The 19992-nt window shown below is 71.6% G+C and carries 17 protein-coding genes; 12 read left to right on the forward strand and 5 right to left on the reverse strand.

The window, feature by feature from the left end; genetic code table 11:
* The first annotated feature begins 100 nt into the window (after nt 1-100).
* The 5 genes from lpdA (at nt 101) to QQZ14_RS23505 (ending at nt 8821) form a co-directional block, all read left to right on the forward strand.
* A complete protein-coding gene (gene lpdA, locus QQZ14_RS23485) occupies nt 101-1480 on the forward strand; it encodes a dihydrolipoyl dehydrogenase (protein WP_284536856.1) in 1380 nt (459 codons plus the stop codon).
* A 43-nt stretch (nt 1481-1523) separates the two neighbouring features.
* Nucleotides 1524-2939: a 2-oxoglutarate dehydrogenase, E2 component, dihydrolipoamide succinyltransferase gene (gene sucB / locus QQZ14_RS23490; protein ID WP_284536857.1), complete on the forward strand. Its 1416-nt coding sequence runs from the start codon at nt 1524-1526 to the stop codon at nt 2937-2939.
* Nucleotides 2940-3077: 138 nt separating this feature from the next.
* Nucleotides 3078-3920 (forward strand): DeoR/GlpR family DNA-binding transcription regulator, encoded by an 843-nt coding sequence (locus QQZ14_RS23495; RefSeq protein WP_284536858.1) that lies wholly within the window; start codon nt 3078-3080, stop codon nt 3918-3920.
* 79 nt (nt 3921-3999) lie between these two features.
* Nucleotides 4000-7821 carry a beta-galactosidase gene (locus tag QQZ14_RS23500; protein ID WP_284536859.1) on the forward strand — a complete coding sequence of 1274 codons (3822 nt, stop codon included), beginning with the start codon at nt 4000-4002 and terminating at the stop codon, nt 7819-7821.
* A 94-nt stretch (nt 7822-7915) separates the two neighbouring features.
* A complete protein-coding gene (locus tag QQZ14_RS23505) occupies nt 7916-8821 on the forward strand; it encodes a TIGR01777 family oxidoreductase (RefSeq protein WP_284536860.1) in 906 nt (301 codons plus the stop codon).
* A gap of 7 nt (nt 8822-8828) precedes the next feature.
* Here QQZ14_RS23505 and QQZ14_RS23510 read toward each other — a convergent pair whose 3' ends face one another.
* The 3 genes from QQZ14_RS23510 to QQZ14_RS23520 all read right to left on the reverse strand — a co-directional run bounded on the left by QQZ14_RS23510 (nt 8829) and on the right by QQZ14_RS23520 (nt 11493).
* On the reverse strand, nt 8829-9452 hold the full coding sequence (locus QQZ14_RS23510; protein WP_284536861.1) for a TetR/AcrR family transcriptional regulator: 624 nt from the start codon (nt 9450-9452) through the stop codon (nt 8829-8831).
* Nucleotides 9430-10986, reverse strand: coding sequence for a DHA2 family efflux MFS transporter permease subunit (locus QQZ14_RS23515; protein WP_284536862.1), 1557 nt, complete (start codon nt 10984-10986; stop codon nt 9430-9432). Before QQZ14_RS23515 ends, QQZ14_RS23510 begins: the two co-directional genes overlap by 23 nt.
* Nucleotides 10987-11052: 66 nt before the next feature.
* Nucleotides 11053-11493, reverse strand: coding sequence for a hypothetical protein (locus tag QQZ14_RS23520; RefSeq protein WP_284536863.1), 441 nt, complete (start codon nt 11491-11493; stop codon nt 11053-11055).
* A gap of 65 nt (nt 11494-11558) precedes the next feature.
* Here QQZ14_RS23520 and QQZ14_RS23525 point away from each other — a divergent pair, with 65 nt between their 5' ends.
* From QQZ14_RS23525 to QQZ14_RS23550, 6 genes are all read left to right on the forward strand, one after another.
* Nucleotides 11559-12458: an alpha/beta hydrolase-fold protein gene (locus tag QQZ14_RS23525; RefSeq protein ID WP_284536864.1), complete on the forward strand. Its 900-nt coding sequence runs from the start codon at nt 11559-11561 to the stop codon at nt 12456-12458.
* Nucleotides 12455-13159, forward strand: a complete 705-nt coding sequence (lipB, locus tag QQZ14_RS23530; RefSeq protein ID WP_284536865.1) for a lipoyl(octanoyl) transferase LipB — start codon at nt 12455-12457, stop codon at nt 13157-13159. Before QQZ14_RS23525 ends, lipB begins: the two co-directional genes overlap by 4 nt.
* A gap of 91 nt (nt 13160-13250) precedes the next feature.
* A complete protein-coding gene (locus QQZ14_RS23535; RefSeq protein WP_284536866.1) occupies nt 13251-14162 on the forward strand; it encodes an ABC transporter ATP-binding protein in 912 nt (303 codons plus the stop codon).
* Nucleotides 14159-15133 (forward strand): hypothetical protein, encoded by a 975-nt coding sequence (locus tag QQZ14_RS23540; RefSeq protein WP_284536867.1) that lies wholly within the window; start codon nt 14159-14161, stop codon nt 15131-15133. The genes QQZ14_RS23535 and QQZ14_RS23540 overlap by 4 nt, the downstream gene beginning before the upstream one ends.
* Nucleotides 15134-15167: 34 nt before the next feature.
* Nucleotides 15168-16109, forward strand: coding sequence for a lipoyl synthase (gene lipA / locus QQZ14_RS23545; protein WP_284536868.1), 942 nt, complete (start codon nt 15168-15170; stop codon nt 16107-16109).
* A gap of 35 nt (nt 16110-16144) precedes the next feature.
* Nucleotides 16145-16861, forward strand: a complete 717-nt coding sequence (locus QQZ14_RS23550) for a DUF4191 domain-containing protein (RefSeq protein ID WP_284536869.1) — start codon at nt 16145-16147, stop codon at nt 16859-16861.
* 104 nt (nt 16862-16965) lie between these two features.
* Here QQZ14_RS23550 and QQZ14_RS23555 read toward each other — a convergent pair whose 3' ends face one another.
* Entirely contained in the window at nt 16966-17838 is an 873-nt protein-coding gene (locus tag QQZ14_RS23555) for an LppX_LprAFG lipoprotein (RefSeq protein WP_284536870.1), read from the reverse strand.
* Between the two features lie 71 nt (nt 17839-17909).
* A complete protein-coding gene (locus tag QQZ14_RS23560; RefSeq protein WP_284536871.1) occupies nt 17910-18317 on the reverse strand; it encodes an RDD family protein in 408 nt (135 codons plus the stop codon).
* A 190-nt stretch (nt 18318-18507) separates the two neighbouring features.
* Here QQZ14_RS23560 and glnA point away from each other — a divergent pair, with 190 nt between their 5' ends.
* Entirely contained in the window at nt 18508-19932 is a 1425-nt protein-coding gene (gene glnA, locus QQZ14_RS23565) for a type I glutamate--ammonia ligase (protein ID WP_284536872.1), read from the forward strand.
* Nucleotides 19933-19992 lie beyond the last annotated feature (60 nt).

The following is a 19992-nucleotide window of genomic DNA, read 5'->3' on the forward strand; positions in this document are numbered from 1 at the left end:
CGGATCGCCGGTGATGTGACCGCCGAGTAGCTCCCGGACGCCCCTCCCCCGCGCCGGAGGCCGGTGTGGACACGTTGGGCGGAAGTGCAAGGATGGGCGGGTGGCCGACGCCGAATTCGACGTACTCATCCTCGGTGCAGGCTCCGGTGGTTACGCCTGCGCACTCCGCGCGGCGCAGCTGGGCCTGACCGTGGGCCTGGTCGAGAAAGCCAACCTGGGCGGCACGTGTCTGCACATCGGGTGCATCCCCACCAAGGCGCTCCTGCACGCCGCCGAGGTCGCCGACCAGGCGCGCGACGCCGAGTCGTTCGGCGTCCGGGCCACCCTCGAGGGCATCGACATGGCCGGCGTGAACGCCTACAAGGACGGCGTGGTCTCCCGCCTGTTCAAGGGCCTCACCGGGCTGATCAAGGGCCGCGGCATCACGGTCATCGAGGGCGCCGGCAGGCTCACCGGCCCGCGCCAGGTGACCGTCGGCGACGCGACGTACTCCGGCCGCAACGTCGTGCTCGCCTCCGGCTCGTACGCCCGCACACTCCCCGGCCTCGAGATCGACGGTGAGCGCATCATCACCTCCGACCACGCGCTGCGCCTGGACCGGGTGCCCGCGTCGGTCGTTGTGCTCGGCGGCGGCGTCATCGGCTGCGAGTTCGCCAGCGTGTGGCGCAGCTTCGGGGCCGAGGTGACGATCGTCGAGGCGCTGCCGCGACTGGTGGCCGTCGAGGACGAGGCGTCGTCCAAGGCGCTCGAGCGCGCGTTCCGCAAGCGCGGCATCGCGTTCCGCACCGGCACGCCGTTCGAGAGCGTCAAGCACACCGACACCGGCGTCGCGGTGATGGTCGAGGGTGGTGACGCGATCGAGGCCGAGCTGCTGCTGGTCGCGGTCGGGCGCGGCCCGGTGACCGAGGGGCTCGGCTACGACGAGCAGGGCGTGACGATGGACCGCGGCTTCGTCCTCACCGACGACCGGTGCCGCACCAACCTCGAGGGCGTGTACGCCGTGGGCGACATCGTGCCCGGCCTGCAGCTGGCCCACCGCGGCTTCCAGCAGGGCATCTTCGTGGCCGAGGAGATCGCCGGGCTCGACCCCTCCCCGATCGACGAGGCGGGCATCCCGCGGGTCACCTACTCCCACCCCGAGGTCGCCTCGGTCGGGCTCAACGAGGCGCACGCGGCCGAGACCTACGGGGCCGACGGCATCGAGACGCTCACCTACGACCTGGGGGGCAACGGCAAGAGCCAGATCCTCAAGACCCAGGGCTTCGTCAAGCTCGTGCGCCGCAAGGACGGCCCCGTCGTGGGTGTCCACATGGTCGGCGACCGGGTCGGCGAGCTCATCGGCGAGGCGCAGATGATCTACAACTGGGAGGGGTACCCGGAAGACGTGGCCCCGCTCGTCCACGCGCACCCGACCCAGAACGAGGCCCTCGGCGAGGCGCACCTCGCGCTCGCCGGCAAGCCCCTCCACGCTCACTCCTGAACCGTTCAACGCACTCTCCACGACACGCAAGCGAAGGAAGTCCATGGCCACCGAAGTCACCCTGCCGGCACTCGGCGAGTCCGTCACCGAAGGCACCGTCACCCGCTGGCTCAAGCAGGTCGGCGACACGGTGGCGGTCGACGAGCCGCTGCTCGAGGTCTCGACGGACAAGGTCGACACCGAGATCCCCTCGCCCGTCGGCGGCACGCTGCTGGAGACCAAGGTCGCCGAGGACGAGACGGTCGAGGTCGGCGCCGTGCTCGCCGTGATCGGGTCGGGTCAGCCCGCCCCGGCGCAGCAGGCCCCCGAGCCGCAGCAGGCCCCCGAGCCGCAGCCGGAGCCCGAGCCCGCACCGGAGCCGGAGCCGGAGCGCAAGCCCGAGCCGGAGCCCGCGCAGCAGGAGCAGACCCCGCCGCCGGCGTCCGCACCCCAGGCCGCGCCCGCGCAGCCTGCGGCGCAGACCCAGCCGGCCGCTGCGCCGACCCAGTCCGCTCAGCCGGCCGCGGCCGGCGACGGTCCTGGGTACGTCACGCCGCTGGTGCGCAAGATGGCCGCCCAGCACGGCGTCGACCTCGGTCAGGTGACCGGCACCGGTGTGGGCGGCCGGATCCGCAAGCAGGACGTCCTCGACGCCGCTCGCGCCCAGGAGCAGGCCCAGCAGGAGGCCCAGCAGGCTCCGGCCCCGGCGGCACCCGCTGCGGCCGCGTCGTCGGCCGCGCCGGCCGCGCCGTCGGGTGCTCCGTCGCCGCTGCGCGGCACGACCGTGAAGATGTCGCGGCTGCGCAAGATCATCGCCTCACGGATGGTCGAGTCGCTGCAGACCTCTGCGCAGCTGACCCAGGTCGTCGAGGTCGACGTCACCAACATCGCCCGGCTGCGCGACAGCGCCAAGCAGGAGTTCCTTGCTCGCGAGGGCGTCAAGCTGACCTACCTGCCGTTCTTCGCCAAGGCGGCGGTCGACGCGCTCAAGACCCACCCGGCGCTGAACGCGACCATCGACACCGAGGCGGGCGAGGTCACCTACTACGACCGCGAGAACCTCGCGATCGCGGTCGACACCGAGAAGGGCCTGATCACGCCGGTGATCAAGGACGCGGGCGACCTCTCCATCGCCGGGCTCGCGAAGAAGATCGGCGACGTCGCGCAGCGCACCCGCACCAACAAGATCGGCCCGGACGAGCTCTCGGGCGGGACCTTCACGATCACCAACCTCGGCAGCGTCGGGGCCCTGTGGGACACCCCGATCGTGAACAAGCCCCAGGTGGCGATCCTCGGCCCCGGCGCGGTCGTCAAGCGGCCCGTCGTGATCGACGACCCGAACCTGGGCGAGACGATCGCGGTGCGCTACATGGTCTACCTGGCGCTGACCTACGACCACCAGCTGGTCGACGGCGCCGACGCCGGGCGGTTCCTCAGCGACGTGAAGCAGCGCCTGGAGTCCGGCCAGTTCGAAATCTGAGCGCCAGCGGGGCGCGACGACCGGTGACGGCGTCGCGCCCCGCGTCGCGCTCGTCGCCGGGGACTTTCCTAAACGCAAGACACTTTCGTTGACGCTTGCCCATTGACAAGTCGCCGTCACCTGGCGTCTTCTTGGCACGTGACCGACGCCACAGGAGGAGCCGCCGAGCTGACCGCCACCGAGCGCCGGCGCCGGATCGTGGCCTCGGTCGCCGAGCAGGGCTTCGTCACGATCTCCGACCTGGCCGACCGGTTCCACGTCTCCGTGGTCACGGTGCGCTCCGACGTCGACCGGCTCGCCGAGCGTGGCGACCTGCGCCGCATCCGGGGTGGTGTGATGGCGACCTCCCCCTCACAGCCCGAGAGGTCCTTCGAGGAGACGGCCACGACGCACTCGGCCGAGAAGGCGGCGCTCGGCCGGTCCGCGGCCGCGCTCGTCCGCTCGGGCTCGACGGTCGTCCTCGACGTCGGGACCACGACCACCGCCGTCGCCGGCGCGCTGTGCCGGCGCACCGACCTCACCGGCGTGACGGTCGTGACCAACGGCCTCACGATCGCAGCCGAGCTCGAGCCCGCCTCCGAGCGGTTCACGGTGATGCTGACCGGAGGCACGCTGCGCCGGATGCAGCACTCGCTGGTCGACCCCATGGGCGGCCTCCTGCTGGAGCGCATCCACGCCGACCTGGCGATCATCGGCTGCAACGGGGTCGACCCCGAGGCGGGCGTCACCAACGTGAACCTCCCCGAGGTGGCCATGAAGCAGCGCATGCTCGCCGCCGGCCGCCGCCGGGTCGTCGTGGCGGACGGCTCGAAGATCGGCGTGGTCTCGGTGGCGCACGTGTGCGCCGTCGACGACGTCGACCTCGTCCTCACCGGCGCCTCCGCACCGCCCGAGGCGGTCGAGCAGCTCCGCGGTCACGACGTGGAGGTCGAGGTCGTCGACGCGGCGCCGGACGGCATCCGCGTGCTCGCCCCTTCCTGACCTCTCCCGGACCCACGTCCGGGTCCACCCTCACCCCCACCCCCATCCCGCCCCACCACGACACAGGAGATCTCGGCTCATGAAAGTGAACGCTCACAGCAACCCGTCGAGGACCGGACGGCGGCGCACCGCCGGCCTGGCCGCGGTCCTCGCCCTGGCCGCTGGGCTCGGCCTGACCACGGTCGGCGCCCCCGCGGCGGCGGCGCCCCGCCCCGTCGCGCAGGCCACCACCGCTGCAGCCACCACGGCCGCCGCCACTGCCACCCCAACCGGTCAGGACGCGGAGGGCCGGCCGCACTTCGGCGACGGCCGCCCGCACACGATCAGCTACGACCGGTACTCGCTGAAGATCGACGGCGAGCGCGAGTACATCTGGTCCGGGGAGTTCCACCCGTTCCGGCTGCCGAACCCGGACCTGTGGCGCGACATGCTGGAGAAGTACAAGGCCAACGGGTTCAACACCGTCTCGTTCTACTTCGACTGGGCGCAGTACTCCGCCCGCGACGGCAGCTACGACTTCACCGGCATCCGCGACGTGGAGCGGCTCCTCGACCTCGCCGAGGACGTCGGCCTGTACGTCATCGCCCGGCCCGGTCCGTACATCAACGCCGAGGTGGACAGCGGCGGCTTCCCGGGATGGCTCCAGACCCAGGCCGGCCGCGCCCGGACGGACGCCGACGACTACCAGGCCGCGTGGGAGCAGTACTTCGACGCGATCAATCCGATCATCGCCCGTCACCAGCTCACCGACGGGGGCGGTTCGGTGATCCTCTACCAGATCGAGAACGAGTACACCGGCACCAACGCCACCGGGCAGACCTACATGGAGGAGCTCAAGGCCGCGGTCCGCGGCGATGGCATCGATGTCCCGCTGTTCCACAACGACAAGGGTCGCGAGCTGCGCTGGGCCTGCGGCAAGGGAGCACCGGACCTCTACGCCACCGACACCTACCCCGGCACGTCGGTCACCGACTACGAGTTCCTCCGCGACGGCACCAGCTTCGACCCCGACCGGTGCGGGGTGGGCGACCGGCCGTTCTTCTGGGCCGAGTTCCAGGGCGGCTGGTTCCAGCCCTGGGGCGGCGGCCTCTACGAGGACAACCGCGACACCTACGGCCCGACGTTCGAGCGGATCACCTACGGCAACAACATCGACAACCACTTCACGATGCAGAACATCTACATGGCCTACGGCGGTACGAACATCGGCTGGACCGCCGACCCGAACGTCGTCTACACCTCCTACGACTACCACGCTGCCTTCAGCGAGCCCCGCGAGCTCACGAACAAGGTCCCCGTGCTCAAGCAGCAGGGCTACCTCGTGGACGCCGTCACCGACCTCCGCCAACTCGACAACCTGCCGGGCCAGGTCGAGCACTCGAACGCCGCGCTGCACGTCGCCGGAGACGTCAACCCCGAGACCGGCGCGAGGGTCTACTTCGTCCGGCAGGAGAACATCAAGTCGACGAGCACGGAGTCCACGACGCTGAGCGTGGACGTCCCCGACGGCAGCTACACCGTGCCGCAGCAGCCGGGGACCGGGATCACGATCGACGGCAAGGACTACAAGATCCTCCTCGGCGGCTACGACCTCGGTGCCCAGCGGCTGGTGTACTCCACGTCGGAGATCTACACCCACCAGCGCATCGACGACCGCGACGTCGCGATCCTCCACGGCCGCTCAGGCGAGGACGGCGAGACCGTGCTGAGGTACGCCGAGCGGCCGCAGGTCGAGGTGCTCTCTGGCGACGTGGCCACCACCTGGGACGACGCGACGGGGGACCTGCGCCTCAACTACGTCACCGACGGGCTGACCCGGATCCGGATCACCGGCGGCGGACGAGACCCACTCGACCTGATGCTCGCGGACAGCGACACCGCCTCGACGTTCTGGAAGCTGGACACCGACGACGGGCCGGTGCTGGTCCGCGGGGGGTCGATGATGCGACAGGCGACTCGCCACGGTCCGGTGCTCCGCCTCGACGGTGACACCGACCGGGCGGGCCGACTCGAGGTGTTCGCGTCCAGCGGGGTGTCCAGCGTCTTCTGGAACGGTCGGGAGGTCACCACCAGCCCGACCCCGTGGGGATCGCGGGTCTTCTCCGTCGACGGGCCACAGCAGGTCACCCTGCCGGCACTGACCACCTGGAAGCGGACCGTCGACCAGCCGGAGGCCCGGCCGGACTTCGACGACTCGGCATGGGCCGTGGCCGACCACCTCACCACCAACAACCCGACGCGGCCGAAGACGCTGCCGGTGCTCTACACCGACGACTACGGGTTCCACTACGGCGACACCTGGTATCGCGGCCACTTCACCGGCACCGGCGAGGAGCAGGGCATCAAGCTGCGCGCCGGGACCGGCAAGGCCGGGGCGTGGGCGGTATGGCTGAACGGCGGCTACCTCGGCACCTACCGCACCTCCACGGCCGCGCAGGAGTCGACGCAGGAGGTCGCGTTCCCCGACGGGGCGGTCCATGCCGGCGACGACAACGTGGTCTCGGTCCTGGTCCGCAACATGGGCCACAACGAGGACGGTGGGAACAACGACGCCCACAAGAACCCGCGCGGCCTGCTCTCGGCATCAATGATCGGGTCCGGGGTAACACCGACCTGGCGGATCCAGGGGGCGCGTGGCGGTGAGCACCTCGTCGACAGCACCCGCGGGATCCTCAACAACGGCGGTCTGCACGGCGAGCGCGCCGGCTATCCGCTGCCGGGCTACCCCACCTCGTCGTGGGAGACCGTCAGCACGCCGACGGCGTCGGCCGAGCCGGGTCTCAGCTGGTACTCCACCGACGTGCGGCTCGACGTGCCGCGCGACCAGGACACCCCGATCGGGCTGCACTTCGGTGGTGACCACACCACGAAGTACCGCGCGCTGGTGTTCGTCAACGGCTGGAACCTCGGGCAGTACGTCAACGACGTCGGGCCGCAGCGCACGTTCTACCTCCCGCAGGGCATCCTGCGGCACCAGGGCCGGAACCGGATCTCGCTCGCGGTGTGGTCCGACTCGGGCGCGGGCCTCGGCCCGGTCAGCCTGGTCACGCTGGGCAACCACCTCACCAGCCAGCGGATCCACGACGTGGACAGTCCCGAATACGCCGCCGCGACGTACGCCGAACCGGCGGACGCCGCTCTGGTGCTGACCGCACCGTCGCAGGCCGCGGACGGCGAGACGTTCACGGTCACCGCCCACGTGGACGCGCCGGCCGGCACGGACCTGACGGGTGCGGCGTACGACCTCACCGCCCCCGACGGCTGGGCCGTCGAGCGCCAGGAGGACCCCACGAGCGGCGAGGCGGAGGCCGCGTGGTCCGTCACCGCGCCGGCCTCGGGCCGCACCTCCGCCTCTCCCCCGGCGGCCCTGGTCGGGACCGCCCGGTGGGGCTCGGGCGATGCGACACAGGAGGTCGGCACCACGTGGTTCGTGGGCCGGCCGGTCCCGCCGCCCCCACCGGTCGAGCCCGGCACCCACTACGTCAGCGACCTCCCCTGGGTGTCGTCGACGAACGGCTGGGGACCGGTCGAGCGAGACATGTCGGTCAACGGCCAGGCCGCCGGTGACGGTGCGCCGATCACCGTGGGAGACACCGAGTACGCCAAGGGGCTCGGCGCCCACGCGCCGTCGGAGGTCGTCCTCGACCTCGACGGGTGCACGCGCTTCACCAGCGTGGTCGGCCTCGACGCCGAGGACCGGGCGGGCAAGGTCGCCTTCCAGGTCGAGGGTGACGGCCGGGTCTTGTGGCGCTCCCCCGACATCACCGGCAGCCAGACGGCGGCCGCGGATGTCGACCTCACCGGCGTGTCGAGGCTGCGGCTGTACGTCGACCCGCTCGGGACCAACGGCCACGACCACGCCGACTGGGCGGATGCCAAGGTGGTCGGCTGCGCTACCTGAGTCCCAGCACGACGAGGCCCGCCGACCACGGTCGGCGGGCCTCGGCCGCTCTCCGGCACCGGCACGGTCACCAGGCACCTGGGAGGCTGGCCCTATGGCACTCAACGTCGTGATCGCCGGTGCGTCCGGATTCCTGGGCACCCACTTGAGCACGGAGCTACGCGCCAGCGGGCACACCGTGGTCGCTCTGGTGCGCCGGCCGGCGTCCGGGCCGGGTGAGTCGACCTGGGACCCCTACGCCGGCGTCTACGACCGTGACGTCATCGAGCGCGCCGACGTGGTCGTCAACCTCGCCGGGACGCCGACGGTCGGCAACCCCCACTCGAAGAAGTGGGCCCGCGAGCTGCGCGAGAGCCGGGTGACCACGACACGCGTGCTGGCGCGCGCGATCGCGGACAGCGAGCGGCGTCCGGCGTTCCTGGCCGGCAACGCGATCGCCTGGTACGGCGACCACGGCGAGCAGGTCGTCACCGAGGAGACCGAGAGCACCGGCGACAGCCTGCTGACCCAGGTCACCCGGGAGTGGCAGGACGCCGCGGGGCCGGCCGCGGACGCGGGCGCGCGCCTGTGCCTGCTGCGCACCGCACCGGTGATGGACCGCCGCGGCGCACCGCTCAAGCAGCTCCAGCTGCTCACCCGGCTCGGGCTCGGCGCGCGCCTGGGCGACGGCCACCAGCGGATGGCGATGGTCACGCTGCGCGACTGGGTCGGCGCGGCGGCGTACCTCGCCGAGCACGACACCGCGGCGGGCCCGTTCAACATCTGCTGCCCGCAGACCCCGACCAACGCCGAGTTCACCGCGGCGCTAGCCCGCGCGGTCCACCGCAAGGCGTTCCTCGCGGTGCCGCGCTTCGCGATCGAGGCCGGCGCCGGCTCGCTCGCCCCCGAGGCGCTCGGGTCGCTCAACCTGCGGCCGGCGGCGTTGGAGGACCTCGGCTACCGGTTCCGCGACCGGACCGTCGACGAGGTCGTCCGCACGGGCCTCGACGCGGCGTCCTGAGCCAGCCCTACAGGCTGAACCCCGACTCGAGCCGGGCGAGCTGCGTGTCGAGCGTGTCGATGCGCGCCACCAGCTCCCCGACGCTGGCACCGGACAGCAGCAGCGCGGAGAGCAGGACGCCCATGATGGCTCCGCTGACGGCGACGACCTCGGGATCGTCCTCTGCACGGCCGGTGCGCTCGACGACCAGGCCGAGCAGCAGCCGGGTCGAGTCGAGGAGGAACTCGGCGAACGCCGCCCGCAGCTCGGGCTCGGCCAGCATCATCGCGTTGCGCTGCTCGGCGGCAGCCGCCTGATCGGCCGGCATGTCGGCGAACGTCGCCCGGACGGCGGCGCGCATCGCGGCCACCACGCCCAGCTCGGCCGGCTGCGCCCGGAAGTTCTCGATGAACACCGGGTCGAAGTCGTCGGTGAGCACCAGCGAGGCCTTGGTCGGGAAGTAGCGGAAGAACGTGCTCGGTGAGACCTCCGCGGCCTCGGCGATCTGCTCGACCGTGGTGGCGGCGTAGCCCTTCTCACGGAACAGCCGCAGCGCCTCCTGCTGGATCTCGAACCGGGTCCGGGCCTTCTTGCGCTCGCGGAGCCCCGGCGCCGGTCGCGCCTGCCCCTCAGCCGATCGGGTCGTGCTCATGCACCGAGTCTGCCCCGACCACCGCCGGCGCGGGCTCCCGACCCGCCAGAGCGACCACGGCGAGCACGGCGCCGGCGAGCGCGAGGCCGGACGAGACCCACAGCGTCAGGTCCATGCCGTGCACGAACGCCGACCGCGCGGCGTGGAGCAGGTCCGCCGACCCCCGGCTGCGGGCGATCTCGGACGCCCCGACGACGCTGTCCCGCGCCGCAGCGGCCAGGTCCGGGGCGAGGCCGCGCAACGACGGTGCGTCGGTGGGCAGATCGCCGCGGTATCCGGCATTGAGCACCGAGCCGAGGATCGCGGCACCGAACGAGCTGCCGACCATCCGGAGCGCCTGCAACACCGCGGACCCGACGCCCTCCGCGTCGGCGGGCACGGCCCCCAGCGCGGCGTCCATGGCGGTGGGCAGGGACAGCCCGAGACCGGCGCCGCAGACCACCGTCCACCCGGCGGACGCCCAGCTGCCGTCGCCGACGCCGGTGGTCGCTCCCCAGCCCAGGCCCACGGCGAGCACCACCATGCCGGCGGCGACCGTCGCGCGCTGGCCGATCCGCTTGGCGAGCAACCCCGACGGCAGGGCGGTCAGCAGCATCCCGGCGATCAGCGGCAGCAGACGGACCCCGCTGCCCTCCGCGTCCAGACCGTGCACCGTCTGCGTGTAGAGCGGGAGCGTGAACAGCAGGCCCATCATCACGAAGGAGACCACGGTCGACACCACCGCGCCGCCGGAGAACGCGCGGGACGCGAACAGCCGCAGGTCGACCAGCGGCTCCAGGGCTCGGCGCTGCCACCACACGAACGCCGCGACCAGCGCGATGCCGGCGAGGACGAGCAGCACCGACCGGGCGTCGGTCCATCCCCGGTCGCCGGCCTCGATGACGCCGTAGCTCAGCACGGTCAGCGACGTCGCCGAGAGCGCGACGCCGCCGAGGTCGATCCGGCCGGCCCGGGCCCCGCGCGACTCCGGCATCAGCACCCGGACGGCCACCAGGGCCACGGCCACCACGGGCACGTTGATCAGGAACACCCAGCCCCACCACGCGTTGCTGAGCAGCCAGCCGCCGAGGAGGGGTCCGAGCGGGAACCCGAGCATCGTCACCGACATCAGCACGCCGAGCGCCCGCGGGCGCTCCTCCTCGGTGAACAGGTACGGCGTCGCGGCCAGCGCCATCGGCAGGATCGCGGCGGCGCCGATGCCGAGGACCACCCGGGCGAGGATGAAGGTCGTCGGGCCGCTCGCGGCCGCGCAGGCCACGGACCCGATCCCGAAGACGCCGAGCGCACCGAGCAGCACCCGCCGGCGACCCCACCGATCCCCCAGCATGCCGGCGGGGATCATCGCCGCCGCGAAGGCCAGCGCGTAGGCCGTGACGAACCACTGCAGCTGGCCGGTCGTCGCGTCGAGCTCGCCCCCGAGGGTCGGCAGCGCGACGCTGAGGATCGTGCCGTCGAGGCCGACGGCCAGCACCGCGGGCACCAAGGACAGCAGCGCCCACCACCGACGCGGGGACTGCTGGATCGGAGTGGTCATCACGCCTCCATCGGCATATCTGATAGTCACTGTCAGTTCAGTGTTGCACGAAACTGACAGTCACTGTCAATACCTGTCGGCGACCCACCTGACCCGCCACTCCCCCGCCACCCGCACCAGCACCAGACGCCGGGTGGAGACCTCGTCGTGCGGCAACGAGCGGCGTACCCCGTCACCGACCGCGACCGCCGCGGCCACCCGGTCGCGGACGACCAGCACCAGGCGGTGCCGCTCCTGCGAGCGGACCACGACCGACAGCACCTGCATGCGCAGCCGCTCGACCCGCAGGCCACGCTCCCGCCAGGCCCGGAGCATGGCGACGTCGGCCGCTCCGGCAGCACTGTCCGAGGTGTAGAGCCGTCGCAGGGCAGGTGGGTCCGCCGTCGCCCACGCCTCGGCGCGAGCGTCGTCCCAGGCGTGGAGGACGGCCACAGGGTCCGGAGCAGCAGGAGGGGGCGCAGGCACGGTGCCCATCAGCGCGGCCAGCAGGAGGGCCAGGAGCGTCATCGCCTCCTCCTACCCCGCGGGCGAGCCGTCGCCGCAGTCGTCCACAGGCCTGGGACACTGACCGGGTGCTGAGCCGACGCGCCGTGCTGCTCGGGGGCGCCACCGCGGCGGTCGTCGTGGCGGGCGCCGGAGCCGGCGTCGAGCAGGGAGTGCTCCCCGGGCGGCCGTGGCTGCAGGCCCACCTCGGCCTCAACGGGGAGGCCGGCGTCATTCCCGATGTCGAGGCCGGACCCGTCGAGACGCACACGTTCGTCTCCCAGCACCGGCTCGGCGCCGAGACCGGCTGGTGCCTGATCCGGCCGCCCGGGCGGCATACCGACCTGCCCGTCGTGGTCGCTCTCCACGGCCTCGGCCAGGACGCCGCCACGCTGGTAGGGCCCGCGATGGGCCTGGGCCGCTACCTCGCGGCCGCGGTCGCCGCGGGGGTGCCGCCGTTCGCGATCGCCGCCGCCGACGGCGGCACGTCGTACTGGCACCCGCGCCCCGACGGCGAGGACGCGGGCGCGATGGTCGTCGACGAGCTCCTGCCGCTGCTGGCCGAGCAGCGGCTGCGAGCGACGACCAGCGACCGGATCGGGCTCATCGGCTGGTCGATGGGCGGCTACGGCGCGCTCCGGCTCGGCGGACTGCTCGGTCCCGACCGGGTCGCGGGCGTGGTCGCCTCGAGCCCGGCGATCTGGAGCGACGCGGACGAGGCGTCGTCCTCCGGGTTCTCCAATGCCGCGGAGTACGAGGAGTACACCGTGGTCGGCCACCAGGCCGACCTGACCGGCATCGCCGTCCGGGTCGACTGCGGCACCGGCGACCCGTTCTACCGCGACGTGCAGGACTACGTCGGGGCGTTCCCCGACGACGCCGACGTCACGAGCACGTTCGAGCCGGGCGCCCACGACCCGGCGTACTGGCGGCGGATGCTGCCGGACCAGCTGGCGTTCCTGGGTGCCGCAGTAGGCTCGAGCGCGTGATCTTCCAGGACGCCGGCCTCGTCGACTACGTCGCAGCGTGGGACCTCCAGCGCGAGGTCCACGCCCGGGTCGCGGACGGCGCGCAGCCGGACACCGTGCTGCTGCTCGAGCACCCGCCGGTGTTCACCGCCGGCAAGCGCACCGAGCCGCACGAGCGGCCGGCCGACCCCGGCGGGGCGCCGGTGATCGACGTCGACCGCGGCGGCAAGATCACGTTCCACGGGCCGGGCCAGCTGGTCGGCTACCCGATCGTGACGCTGCCCGACCACGTCAAGGTCGTCGACTACGTCCGCCGGGTCGAGGAGGCGCTGATCCACGTGTGCACCGACCTCGGTGTCACCACCGCGCGCGTGCCGGGCCGCAGCGGGGTCTGGCTGAAGGCCGACGAGCGCGGGCCGGAGCGCAAGATCGCCGCGATCGGCATCCGGGTGAGCCGCGGTGTGACCATGCACGGGTTCGCCCTCAACTGCGACGTCGACCTGGGCTGGTACGACCGGTTCGTGCCGTGCGGCATCGCCGACGCCGGCGTGACGTCGCTGAGCCGCGAGCTCGATCGCGACGTGACCGTCGCCGAGGTCACCCCGCTGGTCGAGCGGCACCTGAGCGACTACCTCGCGTGGGCGCCGTACGACCCGACGCCGGACTACGAGGCGCGCCCCGAGCCGGGCCGGCACCCGCGGATCGAGATCCTCACGCCGTAGGCCGGCTCGGCGCGTCCCTTCCCCGGCGCAACCCGATCCCTGCTTGGATCGTCGGACACCGCACATGGCAACGACGACTCGGGGGGTCGGCATGAGCGAGCTGGTGATCGAGGCCACGGGCCTGCGCAAGGAGTTCCGCACCAGACGGGGGCTGCGGGTCGCCGTCCACGACCTGGACCTCGCGGTCCCGCGCGGTGGCGTGCACGGGTTCCTGGGACCGAACGGGTCGGGCAAGACCACGACCATCCGGATGCTGCTGGGCCTCGCCCGCGCGAGCGCGGGCAGCATGCGGCTCTTCGGCGAGGAGGTCCCCCGCCGGCTGCCGGCCGTGATCGTCCGGATCGGCGCGGTGGTGGAGAGCCCGAAGTTCTCGCCGAACTTCTCCGGGCGGCAGAACCTCACCTTGCTGGCCCGTTCCATCGAGGTGCCGAGCTCGCGGGTGGGCGCCGCGGTCGAGACCGTGGGTCTCACCGGCCGCGACCAGGACCGCTACAAGTCGTACTCGCTCGGCATGAAGCAGCGGCTCGCGATCGCGGCCACCCTGCTCAAGGACCCGGACCTGCTGATCCTCGACGAGCCCACCAACGGCCTCGACCCGGCCGGCATCCGCGAGATCCGCGACACGATCCGCGACCTCGGCGAGTCCGGGGTCACGGTGCTGCTGAGCTCGCACATCCTCGCCGAGGTGCAACAGGTGTGCACCTCCGCGACGATCATCGGCCAGGGCCGGCTGCTGGCCAGCGGCAAGGTCGACGACCTGGTCGGCGCGAGCACGGCGTACCGCGTCGGCGCACCCGACCCCGACGCCGCGGCCCGCGTGCTCGCCGGCGCCGGGTTCACCGTCAGCGACGGGCTGGTGGTCGACACCGACCGGCCGGCCGCGGTCACCGAGGCCCTGGGCGCGGCCGGGATCTGGCTCACCGAGCTCTCGCCCGTACGCCGCGACCTCGAGGCGGCGTTCCTCGAGCTCACCTCCGGCACCGAGCTCGGCGGCGACCAGTGAGCGCCCGGCTGCTGCGCATCGAGCTGACCCGGCTGCGCTGGCGACGGGCCGTGCTGCTCCTGCTGCTGCTCGCCGTCGCCATCCCGGCGTTCATCGGCGCGGCGCAGGCGTGGTCGACCCGGCCGGTCTCCGAGAGCGAGATCGCGCAGGTCGTCCAGGACCAGTCCCGCGAGATCGACCACTGCGTCGCACATCCCCGCCGCTACCTCGGCGACCGGCACGGCACCGAGCAGCAGTGCACCGACCTGATCGTCGGCTGGTACACCGGCCGCAGTCAGCTCAGCCTCGCCGAGCAGCGCGACGGCGGCGCCGGGATGGCCGTGGTGGCCGTGCTGACCGCGCTGCTCCTGCTCGCCGGCACCACGTTCGTCGGCCACGACTGGAACAGCGGCTCGATGAGCAACCAACTGCTGTTCGAGCCTCGGCGGCTGCGAGTGTGGGGCGCCAAGGCCCTCGCGGTCACGGCCGTGGCGCTGGTGACCGCCGCCGTGGTGAGCACGGCGTACTGGCTCGCGATGTGGGCGACCATGCATGCCCGCGACCTGCCGATCCGCGACGGCGGCCTCACCGACTCGCTGGCCTACGGGCTGCGGGGGGCGGCGTTCGCGGCCGCCGCGGCCTTGGGTGGCTACGCCCTGACCATTCTGCTGCGCAGCACGGTCGCCACCGTCGGGGTGCTGTTCGCGGTCTCGGTCGCCGGCGGCGTGATCGTCGCCGTCCTGGGCCTCAGCGAGCACTGGCAGCCGCAGAAGAACGTGGCCGCGATCGTGAAGGACGGCACGACGTACTGGGTCGAGCCACCGCCCTCCTGCTTCGCCGAGAACCAGACCGGGCCGCCGCCGCAGCCGGGCTCGGAGTGCTCCGGCGAGCGCGTGCTGTCCCTGTGGGACGGCGCGGCCTACTACGGCGCGGCCCTGGTGGTCACGTCCGGTGCCTCGCTGGTCTCCTTCCGGCGGCGCGACGTGCCCTGAGCCCGGCTGGGGGGCCCGCGTACAGTTGGCCGACGTGACGCAAGCACCTGCACCAGAAGGTCGCAAGCTCCTCCGGCTCGAGGTGCGCAACGCCGAGACCCCGATCGAGCGCAAGCCGGAGTGGATCAAGACCCGGGCCAAGATGGGGCCCGAGTACAAACACCTCCAGAGCCTGGTGAAGTCCGAAGGACTCCACACCGTGTGCCAGGAGGCCGGCTGCCCCAACATCTTCGAGTGCTGGGAGGACCGCGAGGCGACGTTCCTCATCGGCGGCGACCAGTGCACCCGGCGCTGCGACTTCTGCCAGATCGACACCGGCAAGCCGCAGGCGCTCGACCGGGACGAGCCGCGCCGGGTCGCGGAGTCCGTGCAGACCATGGGCCTGCGGTACGCCACGATCACCGGTGTCGCGCGTGACGACCTCGAGGACGGCGGCGCCTGGCTGTACGCCGAGACGGTGCGTGCCATCCACGAGCTCAACCCGGACACCGGGGTCGAGAACCTCATCCCCGACTTCAACGGCAAGCCCGACCTGCTGCGCGAGGTGTTCGAGTCGCGCCCCGAGGTGCTCGCCCACAACGTCGAGACCGTGCCGCGCATCTTCAAGCGGATCCGGCCGGCGTTCCGCTACGACCGCTCGCTCGACGTGCTCACCCAGGCCCGCGACTTCGGGCTGGTGACCAAGTCCAACCTGATCCTCGGCATGGGCGAGACCCGCGAGGAGGTCTCGCAGGCGCTGCGCGACCTGCACGCCGCCGGGTGCGAGCTGGTCACGATCACGCAGTACCTCCGCCCCTCGGTGCGGCACCACCCGGTCGAGCGCTGGGTCAAGCCGGAGGAGTTCGTGGAGCTCAAGGAGGAGGCCGACCAGATCGGGTTCTCCGGCGTGCTCTCCGGACCGCTCGTCCGTTCGTCCTACCGAGCCGGTCGGCTGTACCGTCAGGCTGTGGACGCCCGCGAGGGCGTCACCGCCTGATCCCAACCGTTCGACTCGAAGAGGCAACCAGCACGATGGCGAAGGACCCCAAGCCCGTCGACCCCGACAAGATGAGCCGGCGCGCGCAGTTCGTCGAGACCTATCGCATGGCGAAGAAGTCCGACTCTCGCCTCAACCTCTGGATCCTCGGCTCGCTGCTCGTCGGCGGCGTCATCGGGTTCGTGGTCTTCTGGATCCTCCCCGGAGAGGGCGTGCTCGGCATCGTGCTCTCGGTGATCGGCGCGCTGCTGGTCGGCACGATGCTGGCGATGATCGTCTTCGGCCGCCGCGCCCAGCGCGCGGCGTACGCCCAGATGGAGGGCCAGCCGGGCGCCGCGGCGGCCGCGCTCCGGATGCTGCGCCGCGGGTGGAAGTCCGACCCGGTCATCGCGTTCACCAAGCAGCAGGACGTCGTCCACCGGGTGATCGGCCCTCCGGGCATCGTGCTGGTCGGCGAGGGCAACCCGCACCGGCTGCGCCAGCTGATGACCGCCGAGCGGCGCAAGCACGAGCGGGTCGCCTCCGAGGTGCCGATCCACGAGGTCGTGTGCGGCAACGGCGAGGGTCAGGTCCCGCTGTCGAAGCTGGTCAAGCACGTGCAGAAGCTCGGCCGCTCGGTCAAGCCCGCCGAGATGACCGACATCCTCAACCGGCTCAAGGCGCTGGACGCCAACCGGTCGAGCATCCCGCTGCCCAAGGGCCCGGTCCCGACCAGCATGAAGGGCATGCGCGGCCAGATGCGCGGCCGCTAGCGGGGACGCGCCAGCGGACCCGCTGATGGTGGTCGAGCGAGCCGCGCGGCTGAGGAACGAAGCCGCGACCGGCGTGTCGAGACCCAGTCGTATCGCGAGCTGGTTCAGACAGTCGGCGACGGGTGCGTCATGGCGCCCAGGTCCGGCATGTCGGTGATCTGCCCGGCCGGCGGCGCCTCGATCGAGACGTCCTTGCCCCAGTCCTCGACGGTCATCTCGACGCTGGCGGTCATGCCTTGGATCGGCAGCTCCATCGTGGTCTGCACCATCCGGTGCTCCTCGTCGAGCCACAGGTCGTAGCTGACGCTGTCCGGCAGCTGTCCCAGGGCGCCCTTCGGGGCGTTCATCGCCTTGCCGAGCGCAGCGGCGTCGACGGTCAGCTCGTAGTGGTCGAGTGAGCGCCCGTCGACGTCCTCCTCGCCGGCGTACGTGACGGAGTCGATGGCCGGCTCGAGCCGCTGCATCATCGCGGTCGGATCCATCTGGTCGAGCATCGGTCCCAGGTCGCCGAGCGGGCTCGACGAGTCGGCAGGGTCCAGCTTCCAGAACTTGCCCCCGGTCAGCTCGCCCATCGACATGTAGAAGACGCCGTCGACGAAGCGCAGGTCGGCGGGCTGGTCGCCCATCGGCATCGACGTCGGCATGGCCAGCGTCATCGCCATCGCGACCGGGTCGGCGGTGTAGTCGACGTCGCCCTCCGCGGTCATCTCGCCGAGCTGGCCCATCGTGGTCGTCATCGTCATGTGCGCGGTCGTGGACGCCTCCATGCCGTCGACGACGATGCCGATGAACTCGTCCGGGTCGACCTCGTCACCGGTCTTCAGGCCGGTGAGGACGGCCGCGCCGGCGAGGGATTCGGCGGCCGGGTCCTTGGCCGTGGTCTCGCCGCCGTCACCACAGGCGGCGAGCCCGGTGAGCAGCAGCGGGGCGACGGCGAGCGCAGCGAGGTTGCGGCGTACGGCGGTCAGACGGGTCACGGCTGGGCCTCTCCGAGAGCGGGACGGTGCCTCCAGCATGACCCACCGACCCCAGCTGCCGAACCTCCGGCTCAGGACCGGGGAGAGCGCGCGACGTCGAGGGTGACCGTCGCGGTGCCGGCGAGCACGTCGTGCAGGCCGCGCCGGTCAGGACGGAACACCAGCGGCGGGATCACCAGGGCGACCCCGATCGCCCGGGCGAAGGAGCGCAGCAGGTCGACATTGCCGCCGCCGTCCACCCGCACCACGCGCAGTCGGGTCGCGATCTTGCCGAAGGAGCCGCCCACCGTGGCGGTCAGCAGCGCCGACTCCACCACGAAGACCAGCAGCGTGTAGAAGCTCCCGGGCCCACCGGTGGTGCCGAACACCGGCACGAACAGGCTGACCACCAGGATCGAGGCGAACCAGTCGACGAGGAGCGCCAGCACCCGGCGCCCCCACGAGGCGGTCTCGAGCAGCGGCGCTGCGGGCTCAGTCACGACGGTCAGGGTAGGCGGGCGCCGATCCGGTCCAGTCACCGACCACCTGTTACACGCCGGAAACAAACCCGATACGGTCGAGAAACTGGCCGTGCATACGTTGCGAGCACCGCCCGGAGCAGCGTCGCCCCGGCTCTTGCTCACAGACTTTCCGGCTGTTACCCACTGCGTTGGCAGCCAAGGAGGACGAATGTTCCAGAACAGCGACGAGCTGCTCAAGTACGTCAAGGACGAGGGCGTCGAGATGATCGACATCCGCTTCTGCGACCTGCCCGGCGTCATGCAGCACTTCACGGTCCCGGTGTCGTCGTTCGACCAGTCGGTCTTCGACGACGGCCTGAACTTCGACGGGTCCTCGATCCGCGGCTTCCAGGCCATCCACGAGTCCGACATGTCGCTGTTCCCGGACCCGACGACCGCCTACCTCGACCCGTTCCGCACGGCGAAGACGCTGGTCGTCAACTTCTTCATCCACGACCCGCTCACCGGCGAGGCCTACTCCCGCGACCCGCGCAACATCGCGCGCAAGGCGATGGCCTACCTCGCCACGACCGGCATCGGCGACACGGCGTACTTCGCGCCCGAGGCCGAGTTCTACGTCTTCGACAACGTGCGGTTCGAGACCAAGGCCAATGCCGGCTACTACGAGATCGACTCCTCCGCCGGTGCCTGGAACACCGGCGCGGCGTTCGAGAACGACAACCGTGGCTACAAGGTCAAGTACAAGGGCGGCTACTTCCCGGTCGCGCCCACCGACCACTTCGGCGAGCTCCGCGACGAGATGGTGATCGAGCTCGAGAAGTCCGGCCTGATCGTCGAGCGCGCCCACCACGAGGTCGGCACCGCCGGCCAGGCCGAGATCAACTACCGCTTCGACGAGCTGCTCAAGGCAGCCGACGACGTGATGAAGTTCAAGTACATCATCAAGAACGTCGCCTGGCGCAACGGCAAGACCGCGACGTTCATGCCCAAGCCGATCTTCGGCGACAACGGGTCGGGCATGCACGTGCACCAGTCGATCTGGAACGAGGGCTCGCCGCTGTTCTACGACGAGACCGGGTACGGCGGCCTCTCGGACACCGCCCGCTGGTACATCGGCGGCCTGCTCAAGCACGCCCCGTCGCTGCTGGCGTTCACCAACCCGACGGTGAACTCCTACCACCGCCTGGTGCCGGGCTTCGAGGCCCCGATCTCGCTGGTGTACTCCCAGCGCAACCGCTCGGCCTGCGTCCGGATCCCGATCACCGGCTCGAACCCGAAGGCCAAGCGCATCGAGTTCCGCTGCCCCGACCCGTCGGCCAACCCGTACCTCGCCTTCTCGGCGCTGTTGCTGGCCGGCCTCGACGGCATCAAGAACAAGACCGAGCCCGCCGCCCCGATCGACAAGGACATCTACGAGCTCCCGCCGGACGAGATGGCCGACATCGACCAGGTGCCCACCTCGCTGGGCGCGGTGCTCGACAACCTCGAGAGCGACCACGAGTTCCTGACCGCGGGGAACGTGTTCACCTCGGACCTGATCGAGACCTGGATCGACTACAAGCGCACCAACGAGATCCTCCCCGTCCAGCAGCGCCCGCACCCGCACGAGTTCGAGCTCTACTACGACATCTAGTCCCGCGTGGGTGATGCCCACCCGTCCGAGTGCCTGAAACGGCCCCTGACCTGCGAAGAC

The organism is Nocardioides sp. T2.26MG-1 (assembly GCF_950101795.1).
Taxonomy (GTDB): domain Bacteria; phylum Actinomycetota; class Actinomycetes; order Propionibacteriales; family Nocardioidaceae; genus Nocardioides.